General features: G+C 67.3%; 14 protein-coding genes. 8 read left to right on the top strand and 6 right to left on the bottom strand.

The features are described 5' to 3' along the window. Positions 1–393 (bottom strand): hypothetical protein, encoded by a 393-nt coding sequence (locus BM315_RS24315; protein ID WP_141123947.1) that lies wholly within the window; start codon positions 391–393, stop codon positions 1–3. Here BM315_RS24315 and BM315_RS13900 point away from each other — a divergent pair. Together BM315_RS13900 and BM315_RS13895 are read left to right on the top strand one after the other, a co-directional pair. Beyond that, positions 392–1,555 (top strand): iron-containing alcohol dehydrogenase, encoded by a 1,164-nt coding sequence (locus BM315_RS13900; RefSeq protein ID WP_090501942.1) that lies wholly within the window; start codon positions 392–394, stop codon positions 1,553–1,555. The two genes, BM315_RS24315 and BM315_RS13900, sit on opposite strands and share 2 nt — an antisense overlap. A gap of 100 nt (positions 1,556–1,655) precedes the next feature. Further along, positions 1,656–2,090, top strand: coding sequence for an acyl-CoA thioesterase (locus BM315_RS13895; RefSeq protein WP_090501940.1), 435 nt, complete (start codon positions 1,656–1,658; stop codon positions 2,088–2,090). 157 nt (positions 2,091–2,247) lie between these two features. Here BM315_RS13895 and BM315_RS13890 read toward each other — a convergent pair whose 3' ends face one another. After that, the gene (locus BM315_RS13890) at positions 2,248–3,537 is read right to left on the bottom strand and encodes an MFS transporter (protein WP_170862219.1); all 1,290 of its coding nucleotides are present in this window, start codon (positions 3,535–3,537) and stop codon (positions 2,248–2,250) included. A 328-nt stretch (positions 3,538–3,865) separates the two neighbouring features. Between BM315_RS13890 and BM315_RS13885 the strand changes: the two genes are divergently transcribed. Continuing rightward, entirely contained in the window at positions 3,866–6,706 is a 2,841-nt protein-coding gene (locus BM315_RS13885; RefSeq protein WP_090501938.1) for an AMP-binding protein, read from the top strand. A 269-nt stretch (positions 6,707–6,975) separates the two neighbouring features. Here BM315_RS13885 and BM315_RS13875 read toward each other — a convergent pair whose 3' ends face one another. The 3 genes from BM315_RS13875 to BM315_RS13865 form a co-directional block, all read right to left on the bottom strand. Beyond that, entirely contained in the window at positions 6,976–7,398 is a 423-nt protein-coding gene (locus BM315_RS13875; RefSeq protein ID WP_090501934.1) for a glycine zipper domain-containing protein, read from the bottom strand. A gap of 271 nt (positions 7,399–7,669) precedes the next feature. Next, positions 7,670–8,155 carry a hypothetical protein gene (locus BM315_RS13870; RefSeq protein ID WP_090501932.1) on the bottom strand — a complete coding sequence of 162 codons (486 nt, stop codon included), beginning with the start codon at positions 8,153–8,155 and terminating at the stop codon, positions 7,670–7,672. 397 nt (positions 8,156–8,552) lie between these two features. Further along, on the bottom strand, positions 8,553–8,867 hold the full coding sequence (locus BM315_RS13865; RefSeq protein ID WP_212632956.1) for an ArsR/SmtB family transcription factor: 315 nt from the start codon (positions 8,865–8,867) through the stop codon (positions 8,553–8,555). 89 nt (positions 8,868–8,956) lie between these two features. Between BM315_RS13865 and soxC the strand changes: the two genes are divergently transcribed. Both soxC and BM315_RS13855 read left to right on the top strand, forming a co-directional pair. Continuing rightward, on the top strand, positions 8,957–10,240 hold the full coding sequence (gene soxC / locus BM315_RS13860) for a sulfite dehydrogenase (protein WP_090501928.1): 1,284 nt from the start codon (positions 8,957–8,959) through the stop codon (positions 10,238–10,240). Beyond that, positions 10,233–10,793 carry a c-type cytochrome gene (locus tag BM315_RS13855; RefSeq protein WP_170862218.1) on the top strand — a complete coding sequence of 187 codons (561 nt, stop codon included), beginning with the start codon at positions 10,233–10,235 and terminating at the stop codon, positions 10,791–10,793. The genes soxC and BM315_RS13855 overlap by 8 nt, the downstream gene beginning before the upstream one ends. A gap of 189 nt (positions 10,794–10,982) precedes the next feature. Here the strand turns inward: BM315_RS13855 and BM315_RS13850 are convergent, their stop codons facing one another. Further along, the gene (locus BM315_RS13850; RefSeq protein WP_090501924.1) at positions 10,983–12,074 is read right to left on the bottom strand and encodes a substrate-binding domain-containing protein; all 1,092 of its coding nucleotides are present in this window, start codon (positions 12,072–12,074) and stop codon (positions 10,983–10,985) included. Positions 12,075–12,276: 202 nt separating this feature from the next. Between BM315_RS13850 and BM315_RS13845 the strand changes: the two genes are divergently transcribed. Genes BM315_RS13845 through fdhF form a run of 3 tightly spaced genes read left to right on the top strand, consistent with a single transcriptional unit; the run spans position 12,277 to position 17,198 of the window. Next, on the top strand, positions 12,277–12,771 hold the full coding sequence (locus BM315_RS13845; protein ID WP_090501922.1) for a formate dehydrogenase subunit gamma: 495 nt from the start codon (positions 12,277–12,279) through the stop codon (positions 12,769–12,771). Then, positions 12,768–14,339: a formate dehydrogenase beta subunit gene (locus BM315_RS13840; protein WP_090501920.1), complete on the top strand. Its 1,572-nt coding sequence runs from the start codon at positions 12,768–12,770 to the stop codon at positions 14,337–14,339. Before BM315_RS13845 ends, BM315_RS13840 begins: the two co-directional genes overlap by 4 nt. Positions 14,340–14,354: 15 nt before the next feature. Then, on the top strand, positions 14,355–17,198 hold the full coding sequence (gene fdhF, locus BM315_RS13835; RefSeq protein WP_090501917.1) for a formate dehydrogenase subunit alpha: 2,844 nt from the start codon (positions 14,355–14,357) through the stop codon (positions 17,196–17,198). Positions 17,199–17,281: the final 83 nt, after the last annotated feature.

Here is a 17,281-nt window from a genome sequence, read left to right as displayed (position 1 = left end):
CTAGGCGTCCGCGCTGGTGAGAAATCGAGCGCGGTAGCGAGAGGGTCTCCAGAGGTTCGCGGCAAGGCTGCCCGCCGGATCGGAGGCTTCGCCTCGACCTGCTGCTAGGCGGCGCGGATCGGCGCTTGCAGGGCCGTCGAGCAGTTGCCGCCGGCGGTTCAGCGCATCGAATAGGTGCCGCAGATTCAGATCGAATGTGGGGACATTCATCTGCTGAATACGGCTTACCACAAGACTAAATTTCAAAAATAGTAGCGCCTTGCTTTTGCTCGGCGGCGATTTTTCTTCGTCTGGAATGTGCCGGTGCTGAATGACGTCGGCACACGCGCGGTCTCTTGGAGAAGGGGAGCCGTGCGCACTGCGTTGTGCCGAGCAAAATGAGGAGCATTCCATGCAGCCATTCAGCTTCGCCACCACCGCGCAGATCATCTGCGCAAGCGGTTCCGCCCGTCGACTGGCGGCCTTGTGCGCCGAGCGCGGCGCCCGGACGGTATTGATCGTCACCGACCCCGGCATCACCCGGCTCGGCCTGCTCGCCGAGGTGCTGCCCGGCTTCCTGCTCGAAGGGGTGACGGCCCAGGTGTTCGACCAGGTGCTGGCCGACCCGCCGCAAGCCATAGTGCAGAGCGCGGTGGCGCAGGCCCGGGCGCTCAAGGCCGAGCTGGTGATCGGCTTCGGCGGCGGCAGTTCGCTGGACGTGGCCAAGCTGGTCGCGCTGCTCGCCCATCCCGACTGCAACCAGCAACTGGCCGACCTCTACGGCGTCGGCAAGGCCAAGGGTCGGCGCCTGCCGCTGATCCAGGTGCCGACCACCGCCGGCACCGGCTCGGAAGTGACCCCGGTGGCGATCGTCACCACCGGCGCCACGACCAAGCTGGGTGTGGTCTCGCCGCTGTTGCTGCCGGACCTGGCGCTGCTGGATGCCGACCTCACCCTCGGCCTGCCGCCGGCGGTGACTGCCGCCACCGGCATCGACGCCATGGTGCATGCCATCGAGGCCTACACCAGCGTGCTGCAGAAGAACCCGCTGTCCGACCTGCTGGCCCGCGAGGCGCTGCGCCTGCTCGCCGCCAACCTCGATGAGGCGGTGCACCACGGCGGCAACCGCCAGGCGCGCCAGGCCATGCTGCTCGGCGCCTGCCTGGCCGGCCAGGCGTTCGCCAACGCGCCGGTGGCGGCGGTGCATGCGCTGGCCTATCCGCTCGGTGGGCACTTCCACATCCCCCACGGCCTGAGCAACGCCCTGCTGTTGCCCCATGTGCTCGGCTTCAACGCCGCCAACGCCGCGCCGCTGTACGCCGAGCTGGCGCCGCTGGTGCTGGGCGCCAGGCTGCGCCCCGGCGACGCCATGGCGCAGACCGAGCAGCTGATCGGCGCGCTGGCCGACTTCAGCGAGCGCAGCGGCCTGCCCACCCGTTTGCGCGACGCCGGGGTGCCGCAGCAGATGCTCGCCCAGCTGGCGGCCGAGGCCATGCTGCAGCAACGCCTGCTGGTCAATAATCCGCGCGAGATGACCGAGGCCCACGCCCTGGCGATCTACCAGTCGGCCTATTGAGACACGAGTCCCGTTGGTGCACACGCTGAGCGTGCCTGCGACCCGTAGGGTGTGCGGGGCCGCCCAGGCTGCGCGCACCATCAATCAACCAGGACAGCCCATGACCCCACCCCAGCACCTGCGCCACGACTACCCGCACTTGCAGCCGATCAGCACCCGCTGGCACGACAACGACCTCTACGGTCACGTCAATAACGTCACCTACTACAGCTACTTCGACAGCGCGGTGAACGCCTATCTGATCGAGCGCGGCGGCCTGGATATCCACAACGGCGAGGTGGTCGCTTTCGTGGTCAGCTCCAGTTGCGACTATTTCGCCTCCATCGCCTTCCCCGAGCGCATCGAGATCGGCCTGCGGGTCGCCAGGCTGGGCAACAGCTCGGTGGAGTACCAGCTGGCGGTGTTCAAGCAGGGCGAGAACGAGGCCTGTGCGGCCGGGCGCTTCGTCCATGTGTTCGTCGACCGGCAGAGCAACCGGCCGCTGCCGATTCCCGAGCGCCTGCGCGCGGCACTGGCGGATTTGCTGGTGACATGAAGGCGGCTGGTGGGGGGGCGGCGATCGGTTTCGGCCTTCCACCCGCTCAGGCAATGCTGGGCTGAAGCCCACCCTACGCCTAGCCGTTGGCGCGCAAGGCGTAGCAGAGGCATAGCCAGAAAACGCTCGTGCTCGGGCATCTCACAACTTCTGCGCCTTACCAGTCGGCCAACGCCGCGCGGCGGCCGCGCTTGAGGTCGACGCTGGCGAGGATCAGCAGGCCGAGGACGAAGTAGCTGCCGGTGATCAGCATCGCCAGGCGGTGGTCGCCGGCGGTCAGCCAACTGGTCAGGCCGTAGGTCATCGGCCCGAGGATCGACGACAGCTTCACCGCCTGGCCCCACAGGCCGTAGAACTCCGCGCGCCGGGTCGGCGGCGCCAGCAGGCCGACGATGGCGCGCCCGGCCGACTGGCTGGCGCCCATGCACAGCCCGGCGATATTCGCCGCCAGCCAGAACAGCGGCGGACCCTCGGCGGCCCAGGCCAGGCCTATCATCAGCAGCCAGCCGAACAGGGTCAGGGTCAGGGTGGCGAGGTGGCCGAGGCGATCCTGCACGTAGCCGAACAGCAGGGCGCCGAGCGAGGCGGTGATATTCACCAGCAGAATCAGCTTGAGGGTGTCGCGGGTGGTGAAGCCCATGGCCTGGTCGGCATAGATGGCGGCCAGGGTGACCACCGCGGCGATCCCGGCCTGGTAGCACAGGGTGCAGGCGAGAAAGCGCAGCAGGTCGCGGTAGCGCCTGGCCTCGCGCACCGTCTGGGCGAAACGGGCGAACGCCACCCGCGCGCTGTGGCGGGCGCCGGCTTGCAGCTGCGGGCGGCTGCGCTCGCGCAGAAACAGGAAGGTTGGCAGGCTGCTCAGGGCGAACAGCGCGGCGGTGAGCAGCATGCACACAGGCACGAACTGCGCCGCCGTGTGGCCCTGGGCCTGGGCCCAGCTGACGTAGGCCAGGCTGGCGCCGAGGCTGAGCAGGCCGCCGAGATAACCGAAGCCCCAGCCCCAGCCGGAGACCCGGCCGATGGCCTCCTCGCGGGCGATCTCCGGGAGGAAGGCGGCGATCAGGTTCTCGCCGCTGCCGAAGCAGAGGTTCGACAGCACCACGAAGACGACGGCGATCGCCAGCGTGCCTGGCCCGGCCAGGGCCAGGCCGGCGGTGAACAGCACGCAGCCGAGGGTGCTGAGCAGCAGCAGGCGCTTCTTGCAGGCATAGGCGTCGGCGTAGGCGCCGAGCAGTGGCGCGCTGAGGATGATCAGGACATAGGACAGGGCGATGGCGCTGGTCCAGGCCAGGGTGCCCCAGGCCGCGCCTTCGGCGACCACGGCGACGAAGTAGGCGTTGAACACCGCGGTGATCACCACCGTGGTGTAGCCGGAGTTGGCGAAGTCGTACATCGCCCAGGCCCAGGCTTCGCGGCGCGTCACTCCGGGGGCGAGGCTGGGGGGCATGGCGGACACTCCGGTTTGGCGCTGGACAATTGTGGGTAGATCCTAGCAGCCCGCTCGGCGAGAGACGACCGCGCTATAACCGCGGGCCTGTTATGGGCCAGAGGTTATTATCGCCGGTGCCGGCAAAGGCTTATTGTTTTGGGGGGGAGGTTCCAGGCACCCAGCACGTAGCCCGGATGCAATCCGGGAGCGGGTATTCAGGTGTCAGACTTCGCCGGATTGCATCCGGGCTACAAAGAAATACTGCACGCATGGTCAAGTGAACAGCATGGGTGCAGTAGGTGAGAGTTTTCTCACAGGCTCTCAGGACAGTCTTGAGGGGTCGCCGATGAGTCGTTTGCCTCATGCAACACGCGCCCATCCCGATTCAACGGCTGCGGCGCAACGACTGTTACACATCGTTCGACAGACACTTGTCGAGTTGCGCCCCGCTGCGGCGCAGGATTCGCCCGTCAGTCTGCACAGCGTTCTCGACAGCGATCTGGGGTTGGACAGCCTGGCCCGGGTCGAGCTGTGGTCGCGGGTCGAGCGCGAGTTCGGCGTGCGTCTGCCGGAGACGCTGTTCGCCTCGGCGGAGACCCCCGGCGATGTGCTCGAGGCGCTGCTGGCATGCGCCCCGACAGTAGTCGCGCCGGGGCCGTGCGGCAGCGTCGAGCGCTTGCCCGTTGGCCCGCGGGAACGGCTCGCGCCGGACGCCGCGCAGACCCTGATCGAGGTGCTCGACTGGCATGTGCAGCGCCATCCGCAGCGCATTCATGTGCGCCTGCTGGGCGATGGCGATGTGCCCGAAGACATCAGCTATCTGGCCTTGCAGCAGGGCGCCAGGGCGGTTGCCTGCGGCTTGCAGCAGCGCGGCCTGCGCGCCGGGCAGCGGGTGGCGCTGATGCTGCCGACCGGCCGCGATTTCCTCTTCGGCTTCTTCGGCATCCTCCTCGCCGGCGGCGTGCCGGTGCCGATCTATCCACCCATGCGCCTGTCGCAGATCGAGGAGCACCTGCGCCGCCAGGCCGGCATTTTGGGCAATGCCGAGGCGAGCATGCTGATCACCGTCAACGAAGCCAAACTGCTCGCCCGCCTGCTCAAACCGCAGGTGCCGAGCCTGCGCGAGATCGCCAGCGTGGCCGAGTTATCCGCCGAGCCCGGCACCTTCCTGGCGACCAGGCGCCAGGCCGAGGATCTGGCGTTCCTGCAGTACACCTCGGGCAGTACCGGCCAGCCCAAGGGGGTGATGGTCAGTCATGCCAATCTGCTGGCCAACCTGCGCGCGATGGGCACGGCGTTTCGTGTCGGCGCCGACGATGTGTTCGTCAGTTGGCTGCCGATGTACCACGACATGGGCCTGATCGGCGCCTGGTTCGGCAGCCTGTATTACGGTTTCGTCTTGGTGCTGATGTCGCCGCTGGCCTTTCTCGCCCGCCCCCTGCGCTGGCTGGAGACCATCCACCGCTACCGCGGCACGCTGTCGGCGGCGCCGAATTTCGCCTACGAGTTGTGCCTGGGCAAACTCACCGACAGCGATATCCAGGGCCTCGACCTGAGCAGCTGGCGCCTGGCCTGCAACGGCGCCGAGCCGGTCAGCCCCGACACCCTGCAACGCTTCGCCGAGCGCTTTGCGCGTTATGGGCTGCAGCCGAGTGCGCTGGCTCCGGTCTACGGTCTGGCCGAGGCGACCCTGGGCGTGGCCTTTCCGCCGATTGGCCGTGGGCTGTTGATCGACTGGGTCCGGCGCGAGCCGTTCCAGGCCCGGGGCAAGGCTGAGTGCGCCGCGCCGGGAAGTGCCGATGCGCTGCGTTTCGTCAGCTGCGGGCGGCCGCTGCCGGGGCATCAGGTGCGGATCGTCGATGACCAGGATATCGAGCTGCCCGAACGCTGCGAGGGCCACCTGCAATTCAAGGGGCCGTCCACCACCAGCGGCTACTTCCGTAATCCGCCGGAGAGCCAGCGGGTGCGCCATGGCGAATGGATCGATTCGCTGGATCTGGCCTATATGGCCGCAGGCGAGATCTATCTGAGCGGGCGGGCCAAGGACCTGATCATTCGCGGCGGGCGCAACATCTATCCCTACGACGTCGAGACTGCGGTCGGCAGTCTGCCGGGCCTGCGCAAGGGCTGCGTCGCGGTGTTCGGCAGCGGCGATCCGGCCAGTGCCAGCGAGCGCCTGGTGGTGCTGGCCGAAACCAACGAGAAGGACGCCCTCACACGGCAACGCCTGCAACAGCAGATCAGGCGGATCGCCGTCGACCTGACCGGGGTGCCGCCGGACGATATCGTCTTGGCGCCGCCGCACAGCGTGCTGAAAACCTCCAGCGGCAAGATCCGCCGCGCCGCCAGCCGCGAGCTGTACGAGCGCGGCGAGGTGGGCCGGCCGGGGCGGCCGGTATGGCGGCAACTGCTGCGCTTGGCGCAGTCGGCGTTGCGCGCGCAACTCGGGCGAGCGGGCCGGCGCCTGCTGAGCGCACTCTATGCCGGGTATTTCTGGGCCTTGCTCGGGCTGCTCGGCAGCCTGACCTGGACGGCCGTGGTGCTGTTGCCGCGGCTGAGCTGGCGCCGCCGCTTGACCGGGGCCGCGGCGCGCCTGTTCCTGCGTCTGGCGGGCATCCCCGTGCATGTCGAACGTCTGGACAGGCTGCGTCGCCAGGAGGTGCGGGTGCTGGTCGCCAACCATGCCAGCTACCTGGACGGTTTGCTGCTCTGCGCGGCGCTGCCGCCCGAGTTCAGCTTCGTCGCCAAGCGCGAGTTGGCCGGACAGCGTATCGCCGGGCCCTTCCTGCGCAGGCTCGGCACCTGCTTCGTCGAGCGCTTCGACCTGCAGCGCAGTGCCGCCGACGCCGAGTGCCTGGCGACGGCGTTGCAGGCCGGGCAGTCGCTGCTGTTCTTCCCCGAAGGCACGCTGAGCCGCGAGCCGGGGCTGCTGCCGTTTCGCATGGGCGCCTTCGTCCTCGCCGCCCGTGCCGACGTGCCACTGGTGCCGGTGGCCATCGGCGGTTCGCGCATGGTGTTGCGCGACGGCCAGTGGTTCCCCCATCGCGGCGCAATCCAGCTGCACATCTGCGCCCAACTGCTGGCGCAGGGCCCCGACTGGCTGGATGCGATCAGATTGCGCGACAGCGCGCGGGCCGAGTTGCTGCAGCACCTGGATGAGCCGGATCGACTGCTGCTGGCGGGCTGAGGGCATGCGCGGTCGTGGAGCCATAGGCGCGAAGAGTTTGAAGCCTAGGGTGCGCCGCGCGCACCAGATTGCCGAAGGCGGTGAGGCCTCGGTACGCACGAGGCTCCGCGACTTTGGCCTGGATCAGCCCCAGCGAAATCCGGGAACGGTTGCTCGGCGCCAGATCCTCCTGGATTGCATCCGGGCTACAAAAAAGCCGCTCACCTGACTGGCTGCTGTTGGGGGCGCTGGCGCTGGGCGGCAGGTGCATATGGCGCACCTGGGGTTACTCAATGGTGGCGGTGCTTCTTGTGTTTTTTGCCATGACCATGACGGTGGCCGTCGTCACGGTCGCCGCCGGAGTATTCGTTGGCCAGCGCGCCGCCGGCGGCTCCACCGAGGCCCGCACCTATGGTCGAACCGGTGCTGCCGCCGACCTGGCCGCCGAGCACCGAACCGCCTGCGGCGCCGAGGCCGCCGCCCAGGGCGGCGCTGGTCTTGTTACCGTCGCGGGCGGTAATCACCCCGCCGGCTGCACCGCCGACCCCGGCGCCAATCGCGGCGCCCGTGCTACCGCCGACCTGTTGACCGATGACGTTGCCCAGGGCGCCACCAACGCCGCTGCCAATGGCGACTTTGCCGGAGTCGCCGGCCAGGGCATAAGGCGCGGCGACAAGGCCGCCGAGCGCGAAGGCTAGGAGAATATTACGCATGGTTTGAGTCCTGCTGAAGAGGGGGGCGAGCGTACTGCAGTCACGCTTAGTGGCTTTTCGCTGCATCGCGCAGATGTAGAGGCGCCTGGTGGGCTTTGGTTCCCCGGCGGGGGAGCGGTCGCTTCTGCGTCATTGCTGAAGCACGCAACGCGCCAGGATTCGGGGCGGGCTCCGGATTGCGCTGGCGCTTATTCGGGCTACGGAGGAGGGGCCGGGTAGCGATCCGCTTTAGTCCACCACAAAAAACGGATAGCGCTCCCGGCTCGCCCTGCTAGTGGCGCCAGCCGTGACGGTGATGCCTATGTTTGTGGCGCTTGCGGTAGTGGTGACGATGGCCGTGGCGGTGGTCGTCCCGGTAATAACGCCGGTCGCCGCGGTAGTCGTGGTCGTCGTAACGGCTGGCATCGCCATAGCTGTTGCCGATGGCGCCGCCGGCACCGCCGCCGAGCGCCGCGCCGATCAGGCCGCCAGTGGTGCCACCCATTTGCTGACCGATGACGTTGCCGCCGGCCGCACCCAGGCCACCACCGATGGCCGCCTCGGTCTTGTTGCCGCGACGCGCGGCAACCGAGCCGCCCGCGGCGCCGCCGACCCCGGCACCGATGGCCGCGCCGGTGCTGCCGCCGATATGCTGGCCGACCACCGAGCCCAGTACTCCGCCCAGCGCGCCACCGACACCGGCCTGGATGTTATCGCCGGCCATTGCCTGTCCTGCGGCGAAGCCGAGGCTCAGTAGAAGCATCGAAATGTACTTCATGGAGAGGTTCTCTCAGTGGTTAAGTCGGTGGCGATGCTGGGGTGGGCGGGCAGGCCTGGCAAGCGCCTGCCGACGAGCGGTGCGCTTGTGTAAGGGTTATGTAAGTAACTGTTTTAGATAGAGAACTTTTTAAGAATTGGATGGTCACAGCTCGTTATTCCAAGGCGGGTTAGAGCGTTTTTGCAGGCATTTTAATGGCACTTTCCGGGGTCTCGACCGGTGCCTGGCGGGGTGCTGGGGAAATGCCCGGGTGCCGTCCAGATCAACGAGCGTCGGGTGCCAGAAGGCTTGCGTCTTGCCCGGCAGTTTCGAGGCACGTCGGTAGGAGCGGCCGTCCCGCCTTCGACGCTCCGCTGTCGCGCGGCAGCGCGAGGCGCGCAGGGGAGCGCTGGGCTGTTCAGCTTGGTCCGCCGTCCTGGCAGCACTCGGCCAGCATGAAATTCAGGGCCTGCTGCAGCCGGGCGAAGTCGACCCGGTTGAATACTTCGCGGCCTTCGCGCTGCTGCACGAGCACGCCGGCCTGCACCATGCTGTTGAGGTGATGAGCCAGGGTCGAGCGGGGAATGCCGATGCGCTCCTGCAACTGGCCGAAGTTGAGCCCGTTCGGGCCGCTGCGCACCAGGGTGCGGAAGACCTGCAGGCGCAGCGGATTGCCCAGCGCCTCGAGGCAAGATGCGACTTCATTGAGTTCCATGGCGCGGAGAATAGACAAGCGGCCAGCGGCATGCAACCATATAACTAGATTACTAGTTATATGGTCATTCAGTGAAAGCGACGGCGCCTGCCGTCCGGGAGCCTGTCGTGAACAAGTCAGCTTTGCGCTTCGTCGCCGGTAACGGCCTGCTCGATCGCCGCGCCTTTCTCAAGAGCGGTTACGGCCTCAGCCTGGCCGCCGCCATCGGCCTGTCACCGGCCGGACGGGTGCTGGCGCAAGGCGAACCGCCCATGCCCGCCTGGATGACCAGCCTGGGCGGCGCCGACGTCGAATACGGCAGCCCCTCGGCCCATGAACGCCAGGTGTTGCGCCAGCTGCAGCCGAGCACCGCGCAGACCGCCGGTTTCAGCATCTGGCATTCGCCGTTGCAGCATCAGCGCGGCAGCATCACCCCCAGCGGCCTGCACTTCGCAGTGCACCACAACGGCATCCCGGCCATCGACCCCGAGCGCCATCAGCTGATGATTCATGGCCTGGTCGAGCGGCCGCTGCGGTTCGACCTGGAGCGCCTGATTCGCTACCCCATGGTGTCGCGCATCCAGTTTCTCGAATGTGCGGGCAACACCGCCGCCAACGCCCTCTCGCCGACCGCGCGCAATGCCGACTGCCAGGCATTGTTCGGCCAGCTATCGGGCGCGGAATGGACCGGCGTGCCGTTGTCCTACCTGCTGCGCGAAGCCGGGGTAAAGGCCGAGGCACGCTGGGTGATCTGCGAGGGCGCCGACGGCGGTTCGCACAGCCGCAGCCTACCGCTGACCAAACTGATGGACGACGCCATCATCGCCTTCTACCAGAACGGCGAGCGCCTGCGGCCCTCCCAGGGGTATCCGCTGCGCCTGTTCGTGCCGGGCTGGGAAGGCAACGTCAGCGTCAAGTGGCTGCACCGCCTGGAAGTCAGCGACAGCCCGGTCTTCAGCAAGGACGAGTCGGGGCTCTATACGCGCATTCTCAGCGACGGCGAGATTCTCGCGTTCGGCTTTCCCATGGAGGTCAAATCGGTGATCACCCACCCCAGCGGACAGCAGCAACTGCCCGAGCTCAAGGGCTTCTACGAGGTCTCCGGGCTGGCCTGGTCCGGCCTGGGGCGCATCGCCAAGGTCGAGGTATCCGCCGACAACGGCCACAGCTGGGCGCCGGCACAGTTGCACGCACCGGTGTTGGACAAGGCGCTGACCCGTTTCAGCATCCCCTGGCAGTGGACGGGCGCGGCCACCACCCTGCTCAGCCGCGCCACCGACGCGCTGGGCAATACCCAGCCGAGCCGCAGCGAATGGCGCAGCCGTTACGCGGCCCACTCGTTCAACCACTACAACGCCATCCAGGCCTGGCGGGTGAGCAGTAGCGGCGAGGTGGAGAATGTCTATGCGTAGCCTCTGGCTGCTGCTGGCGCTGACCGGCAGTGCGGCGGCGCAGCCGCCGATCGACTTCGGCCTACCATTATCGCAGCAAACCATCGAGCGCTATGCCATCAGCGTCTACCCCGATGGGCGCAACCTGCCCCCCGGTCAGGGCAGCGTGCTCGCCGGCGGCGAGCTCTATGCCAGCCAGTGCGCCGCTTGCCACAGTGCCAACGGCAAACAGGGCCCGGCCGCACGCCTGGTTGGTAGCGACGGTTTTTTCAGCTTCGACGACCCGCTGCGCATCCTGCGGATCAGCGAACATCCGTTGCTGCTGCTCTCGGTCGGCGGTCAATGGCCGTACGCCACCAGCGTTTTCGACTACATCCGGCGGGCCATGCCGCACCATGCGCCGAAGAGCCTGAGCGACGATCAGGTGTATGCCGTCACCGCTTATCTCCTGCACCTCAATGGCCTGCTGGACGCGAGCGCCGTGCTCGACCAGCACAGCCTGGCCAAGGTCGAGATGCCCGGGCGCCAACGCCTGCGCTGGGCGCAAGGGGTGCCGCAGTCTGCGGCGCCCTGAGAGCGCTGTCGCGCAGCAAACGGGGGCAATTGCGCCTGTCGGCTTGTGGGTACCTGTAGGAGCGGGCCATGCCCGCGATGCGTTTCGCGGGCATGGCCCGCTCCTACAGGTCTTTGTGCAGATTAAATGTCTATATATAAAGCAACGATTTATTTCTTGTTTGAGAAGGACTGGTGAAAAAACTCTCGCCTACTCCAGCAGGCTCTCGCGGCTCCATTGTTCCAGCGCCTGGGCCAGTGGCAGCACCTCGCCGGGGCGGCTCAGGGCGTAGCCGGGCAACTGGCCGATGCGCGCCTGGAACTGAGGATTCTGCAGCACCTCGAGCAGGGCGCCCATGGCCGGCAACGCCAGGCTGTCCTGATGGCAGAGCAGGCAGTAATGCTCGCGGGCCAGGGGAATGAAGGCCAGGCCGAACATCCGCGCCGCCGCCTCCACACCGAAGCCGACATCGGCCATGCCGCTGGCGACGTAGGCGGCCACCGCGGCGTGGGTGTATTCCTCGTTATGGAAGCCGTCGATGCCGGCGCTGTCGATCTGCGCCTGTTGCAGCAGGCTTTCCAGGAGCATGCGCGTGCCCGAGCCCTGTTCGCGGTTGACCAGGCGCAGGCCGTTGCGCTGCAGGTCGGCCAGCCCGGTGATGCCCAGCGGGTTGCCGGGGGCGAGGATCAGCCCCTGGGTGCGCACGACGAAGGTGATTACCCGATGCTCGGCGCGCAGCCAGGGCTGGATGCGCGCCATGCTCAGGCTGCCCAGCGGCCCGGACGGCACGTGCAGGCCGGCCAGGTCGCAGTCGCGGCGTTGCAGCGAAAGCATCGCTTCGACGCCGCTGCGAAACTGCAACTCCCACTGCCAGCGGCTGTCCTGTTCCAGCCATTCGCGCAGCGCCGCCACGGCGAAGCCATGGCTGGCATGGATGCGCAGGCCCGGGCGGGTTTCCTGCAGCGCGCGGTTGAGCTCGACCTCCAGTTCGCCGGCGAGGTTGTCCAGTTGCGGGGTCAGGCGCGCGCGGATGCGTTGGTCGGCGCGCAGCAGTTTTTCCCCGAGGCTGGTCAGGTGTGCACCCTTGCCGCGTTCCAGGGCGATCAGCGGGCTGCCGAAGAAGGCTTCCCACTTGCCCAGCAGGTTCCAGGCATGCCGGTAGGAGTAACCGCTGCGGGCGGCGGCCTCGGTCAACTTGCCGCAGTCGTGGACGTTCTGCAGCAGGCTCAGGCCCTGCGGGTCGAGGCTGCTGCCGTCGGTCTGGTGAAAGCGCCAGCGCGGTTGGATCTCGATGCGGATCATATGTCCTCTGCTTCATATTTGATCGCGGAAAGGCCCATGCTAACGTGCGGCATCTGGCGGTTTTACGCCTGAGTATAAGAACTTTACTTCATATATGGCGAGCCCTCAGCGGAACGCCCGAGATAACTGGCCCGGCAGCCGTGACTGGCCCAGCCTATCTCCCCGACAGTACCGGCTAAGCCCGCCGGCTGGAGCATCGCACATGGCCACTCTTCCCCAGCGCTTCGACCCCGAACAGTATCAGGCCGTCACCCGCGAGGTGTTGGCGGCGCACCGCGACGAACCGGGCGCCCTGCTGCCCATTCTTCACGATATCCAGGATCGTCTCGGCGCGGTGCCGCCCGAGGTGCTGCCGCTGATCGCCGAAGACCTGTGCCTGTCGCGCGCCGAGGTGCACGGGGTGGTCAGTTTCTACCATGACTTTCGAGCCAGTCCGCCGGGGCGTGTGCACCTCAAGCTGTGTCAGGCCGAGGCCTGTCAGTCGATGGGCGCCAAGGCGCTGACCGCCGAGCTGCAGGAAAAACTCGGCCTGCAACTGGGCGAAACCCGGCCTGATGGCAGTCTGACCCTGGAGGCGGTGTACTGCCTGGGCAACTGCGCCTGCGCGCCGAACGCCATGCTCAATGGCGAGCTGCACGGCCGGGTCGATGTCGAGGATCTGCTGGATTTGTTGGAAGAACAGGAGGCGCGGGTATGAATTCGCCCATTACCGTTTATGTGCCGCGTGACGCCAGCGCCCTGAGCCTGGGAGCGGACAAGGTGGCCCGGGCCATAGTCGCCGAAGCCAAGGCGCGCAATCTGGACGTGCAACTGGTGCGCAACGGCTCGCGTGGGCTGTTCTGGCTCGAGCCGCTGGTCGAGGTCGCCACCCCGGCCGGGCGCGTGGCCTATGGTCCGGTCAAGGCGCGCGACGTTGCCGGGCTGTTCGACGCCGGCTTTCTCGACGCCGGCGAGCATCCGCTGGCACTCGGCCTGACCGAGGAGATCGACTACCTCAAGCGCCAACAGCGCCTGACCTTCGCCCGCGCCGGGATCACCGATCCGCTGTCGCTGGCCGACTATATCGCCCATGACGGCTACCGCGGCCTCAAGCGCGCGCTGGCAATCGGCTCCGAGGCGATCATCGCCGAGGTGCTCGAGTCCGGCCTGCGCGGGCGCGGCGGCGCGGCCTTTCCTACCGGTATCAAGTGGCGCACCGTGGCCGGCTGCGAGGCGGCGCAGAAATACATCGTCTGCAACGCCGACGAGGGCGACTCGGGCACCTTCTCCGACCGCATGGTGATGGAGGACGACCCCTTCGTGCTGATCGAGGGCATGACCATCGCCGCCCTGGCCGTCGGCGCGACCGAAGGCTATATCTACCTGCGCTCGGAATACCCGCACGCCGAAGCCGCGCTCCAGGCGACCATCGCCACGGCCAATGCCGAGGGCTATCTGGGCGACGACATCCTCGGCAGCGGCAAGGCCTTCCATCTGCACCTGCGCCGCGGTGCCGGTGCCTATGTCTGCGGTGAGGAAACCTCGCTGCTGGAAAGCCTCGAAGGCAAGCGCGGCGAAGTGCGGCCCAAGCCGCCGTTGCCGGCCATCGAAGGCCTGTTCGGCCAGCCGACGGTGATCAACAACGTGATCTCCCTGGCTTCGGTGCCGATCATCCTCGACAAGGGCGGTGCCTACTACAAGGATTACGGCATGGGCCGCTCGCTCGGCACCCTGCCGATCCAGCTGACCGGCAACATCGCCCGCGGCGGCCTGATCGAGCTGGCCTTCGGCATCACCCTGCGCGAGCTGCTCTATGACTACGGCGGCGGTTCGGCCAGCGGCCGGCCGATTCGCGCGGTGCAGGTCGGTGGCCCGCTGGGTGCCTACCTGCCGGAAGCGCAGTTCGATACGCCGCTCGACTATGAAGCCTTCGCCGCCCTTGGCGCGGTGCTCGGCCACGGCGGCATCGTGGTGTTCGACGACACGGTCGACATGGCCGATATGGCCCGCTACGCCATGGAGTTCTGTGCGATCGAATCCTGCGGCAAGTGCACGCCCTGCAGGATCGGCTCGACCCGCGGCGAAGAGCTGCTCGAGCAGATCATCGTGGCCCGCTCGGAAGGCCCGCAGCCGGGACGCATCGAACTGCTCAAGAGCCTCTGCGACACCATGCTCGGTGCCTCGCTCTGCGCCCTCGGCGGCATGACTCCCTATCCGGTGCTGAGCGCCCTCAATCACTTTCCCGAAGACTTCGGCGTGTCGCAAGACGCAGCCGAAGCTCGCTGATCCGGAGACGCCCCCATGGCCCTGTTTCGTGAACTCGACTACGGAACCCCCGCCCGCACCGGCGCTCCGGTAACGGTGGAAATCGATGGCACGCCTATCACCGTACCGGCCGGTACTTCGGTGATGCGCGCCGCCCAGGAAGCGGGCATTTCCGTGCCCAAACTGTGCGCCAGCGACAGCCTGGAGCCGTTCGGCTCGTGCCGCCTGTGCACCGTGGAAATCGAAGGCCGGCGCGGCTATCCGGCGTCCTGCACCACCCCGGTGGAAGCCGGGATGAAGGTGCGCACGCAGAGCCCGAAACTGGCCGAGCTGCGCCGCGGCACCATGGAGCTGTATATCTCCGACCACCCGCTGGACTGCCTGACCTGTTCGGCCAACGGCAACTGCGAGCTGCAGGACATGGCCGGCGTGGTCGGCCTGCGCGAAGTGCGCTACGACCCGGTGAAGACCCACCTGGCCGAGACCAAGGACGAGTCCAACCCCTATTTCACCTTCGACCCGGCCAAGTGCATCGTCTGCAACCGCTGCGTGCGCGCCTGTGAAGAAGTGCAGGGCACCTTCGCCCTGACCATCAGCGGCCGCGGCTTCGACTCGCAGGTCAGCGCCGGGCAGAACGAGGACTTCCTCGATTCCGAGTGCGTATCCTGCGGCGCCTGCGTACAGGCCTGCCCGACCGCCACGCTGATGGAAAAAACGCTGATCGAGCAAGGCCAGGCCGAGCGTAGCGTCACCACCACCTGCGCCTATTGCGGCGTTGGCTGCTCGTTCAAGGCCGAGATCAAGGGCAACGAAGTGGTGCGCATGGTGCCGAACAAGAACGGCCACGCCAACCACGGCCACGCCTGCGTCAAGGGCCGCTTCGCCTGGGGCTACGCCACCCACCCGGACCGCATCGCCGCACCGATGATCCGCGAGAGCATCCATGACGCCTGGCGCACCGTGAGCTGGGACGAGGCGATCGCCTATACCGCCAAGCGCTTCAAGGATATCCAGGCGCAGTACGGTCGCGACTCGGTCGGCGGCCTGACCTCGTCGCGCTGCACCAACGAAGAGGCCTACCTGGTACAGAAGCTGGTGCGCGCCGCCTTTGGCAACAACAACGTCGACACCTGTGCGCGGGTCTGCCATTCGCCGACCGGCTACGGCCTCAAGGTCACCCTCGGCGAGTCCGCCGGCACCCAGGATTTCGACTCGGTGCTGGCCGCCGACGTGGTGCTGGTGATCGGTGCCAACCCCACCGACGGCCACCCGGTGTTCGGCTCGCAGCTCAAGCGCCGCCTGCGCGAGGGGGCCAAACTGATCGTCGCCGACCCGCGCGGCATCGACCTGGTGCGCAGCCCGCACGTCAAGGCCGAGCATCACCTGCAACTGCGCCCGGGCAGCAACGTCGCCCTGCTCAATAGCCTGGCCCATGTGATAGTCACTGAAGGTCTGGTGGACGAGGCCTTCGTCGCCGAACGTTGCGAGGCTGAAGCCTTCGAGCAATGGCGCGGCTTCGTCGCCGATCCGCGCCACAGCCCCGAGGCCATGGAGGAATTGACCGGCGTGCCGGCCGCCAGCGTGCGCGCCGCCGCGCGTCTGTATGCCACCGGCGGTAACGCGGCGATCTACTACGGCCTGGGCGTGACCGAACACAGCCAGGGTTCCTCGACCGTGATGGCGATCGCCAACCTGGCCATGGCCACCGGCAACATCGGCCGCGCCGGCGTCGGCGTCAACCCGCTGCGCGGGCAGAACAACGTGCAAGGCTCCTGCGACATGGGCTCATTCCCCCATGAACTGCCCGGCTACCGCCACGTCTCCGATCCGCAGGCGCGGGCGCAATTCGAACAATCCTGGGGCGTCAGCCTGCTCGACGAGCCGGGCCTGCGCATTCCCAATATGCTGGCGGCGGCCCATGCCGGCACCTTCAAGGGCATCTACATCCAGGGCGAAGACCCGGCGCAGTCCGATCCGGACACCCAGCACGTCACCGATGCGCTCAAGGCCATGGAATGCGTGGTGGTGCAGGACCTGTTCCTCAACGAAACCGCCAAGTTCGCCCATGTGTTCCTGCCCGGCGCTTCGTTCCTGGAGAAGAACGGCACCTTCACCAACGCCGAGCGGCGCATCTCGCCGGTGCGCAAGGTGATGCCGGCGCTGGCCGGCAAGGAAGACTGGGAGGTGACGGTGGCGCTGTCCAACGCCCTCGGCTATCCGATGAACTACACGCACCCGTCGCAGATCATGGACGAAATCGCCAGCCTGACGCCGACCTTCACCGGCGTCAGCTATGCCAAGCTCGATCGCCTGGGCAGCATCCAGTGGCCGTGCAACGACGCCGCGCCGGAAGGCACGCCGATCATGCACGAGGACGCCTTCGTGCGCGGCAAGGGTCGCTTCATGGTTACCGAATTCATCCCGACCGAGGAGCGCACCTCGCGCAAGCGCCCGCTGATCCTCACCACCGGACGGATTCTTTCGCAGTACAACGTCGGCGCGCAGACCCGGCGCACCGCCAACGGCGCCTGGCATGCCGAGGACCGTCTGGAGATCCACCCGGTGGATGCCGAGGATCGCGGGATCAACGACGGCGACTGGGTGTCGATCAACAGCCGCGCCGGCGAGACGGCGATGCGTGCGACCATCACCGAGCGGGTGCAACCCGGGATCGTTTACACCACCTTCCACCACCCGGAATCCGGTGCCAACGTGATCACCACCGACAACTCGGACTGGGCCACCAATTGCCCGGAATACAAGGTCACCGCGGTGCAGATCAGCAAGGTCGAGGCGCCGTCGCAGTGGCAGAATGAGTTCCAGGCTTTCACCCACGAGCAGCTCGATCTGCTGCCGCAGATCAAGGTGGTGCAGCTATGAGGCTATTCGCAACGACACAGGCTCGTAGGGTGTCGCGGGGCCGCCTAGGCTGTGCGCACCAGACACTCGGTTGTCGCACCCTA

It is taken from the genome of Pseudomonas borbori, from assembly GCF_900115555.1.
GTDB lineage: Bacteria > Pseudomonadota > Gammaproteobacteria > Pseudomonadales > Pseudomonadaceae > Aquipseudomonas > Aquipseudomonas borbori.
Note: the sequence above shows the minus strand (reverse complement) of the source record. Positions and strands in the feature narration are given on the sequence as shown.

Bases quoted from the DNA above. Each gene is read 5' to 3' on its own strand.
- BM315_RS13900 (WP_090501942.1), top strand. From the start codon at position 392: ATGCAGCCATTCAGCTTCGCCACCACCGCGCAGATCATCTGCGCAAGC.
- BM315_RS24315 (WP_141123947.1), bottom strand. From the start codon at position 393: ATGGAATGCTCCTCATTTTGCTCGGCACAACGCAGTGCGCACGGCTCC.
- BM315_RS13895 (WP_090501940.1), top strand. From the start codon at position 1,656: ATGACCCCACCCCAGCACCTGCGCCACGACTACCCGCACTTGCAGCCG.
- BM315_RS13890 (WP_170862219.1), bottom strand. From the start codon at position 3,537: ATGCCCCCCAGCCTCGCCCCCGGAGTGACGCGCCGCGAAGCCTGGGCC.
- BM315_RS13885 (WP_090501938.1), top strand. From the start codon at position 3,866: ATGAGTCGTTTGCCTCATGCAACACGCGCCCATCCCGATTCAACGGCT.
- BM315_RS13875 (WP_090501934.1), bottom strand. From the start codon at position 7,398: ATGCGTAATATTCTCCTAGCCTTCGCGCTCGGCGGCCTTGTCGCCGCG.
- BM315_RS13870 (WP_090501932.1), bottom strand. From the start codon at position 8,155: ATGAAGTACATTTCGATGCTTCTACTGAGCCTCGGCTTCGCCGCAGGA.
- BM315_RS13855 (WP_170862218.1), top strand. From the start codon at position 10,233: ATGCGTAGCCTCTGGCTGCTGCTGGCGCTGACCGGCAGTGCGGCGGCG.
- BM315_RS13850 (WP_090501924.1), bottom strand. From the start codon at position 12,074: ATGATCCGCATCGAGATCCAACCGCGCTGGCGCTTTCACCAGACCGAC.
- BM315_RS13845 (WP_090501922.1), top strand. From the start codon at position 12,277: ATGGCCACTCTTCCCCAGCGCTTCGACCCCGAACAGTATCAGGCCGTC.
- BM315_RS13840 (WP_090501920.1), top strand. From the start codon at position 12,768: ATGAATTCGCCCATTACCGTTTATGTGCCGCGTGACGCCAGCGCCCTG.
- fdhF (WP_090501917.1), top strand. From the start codon at position 14,355: ATGGCCCTGTTTCGTGAACTCGACTACGGAACCCCCGCCCGCACCGGC.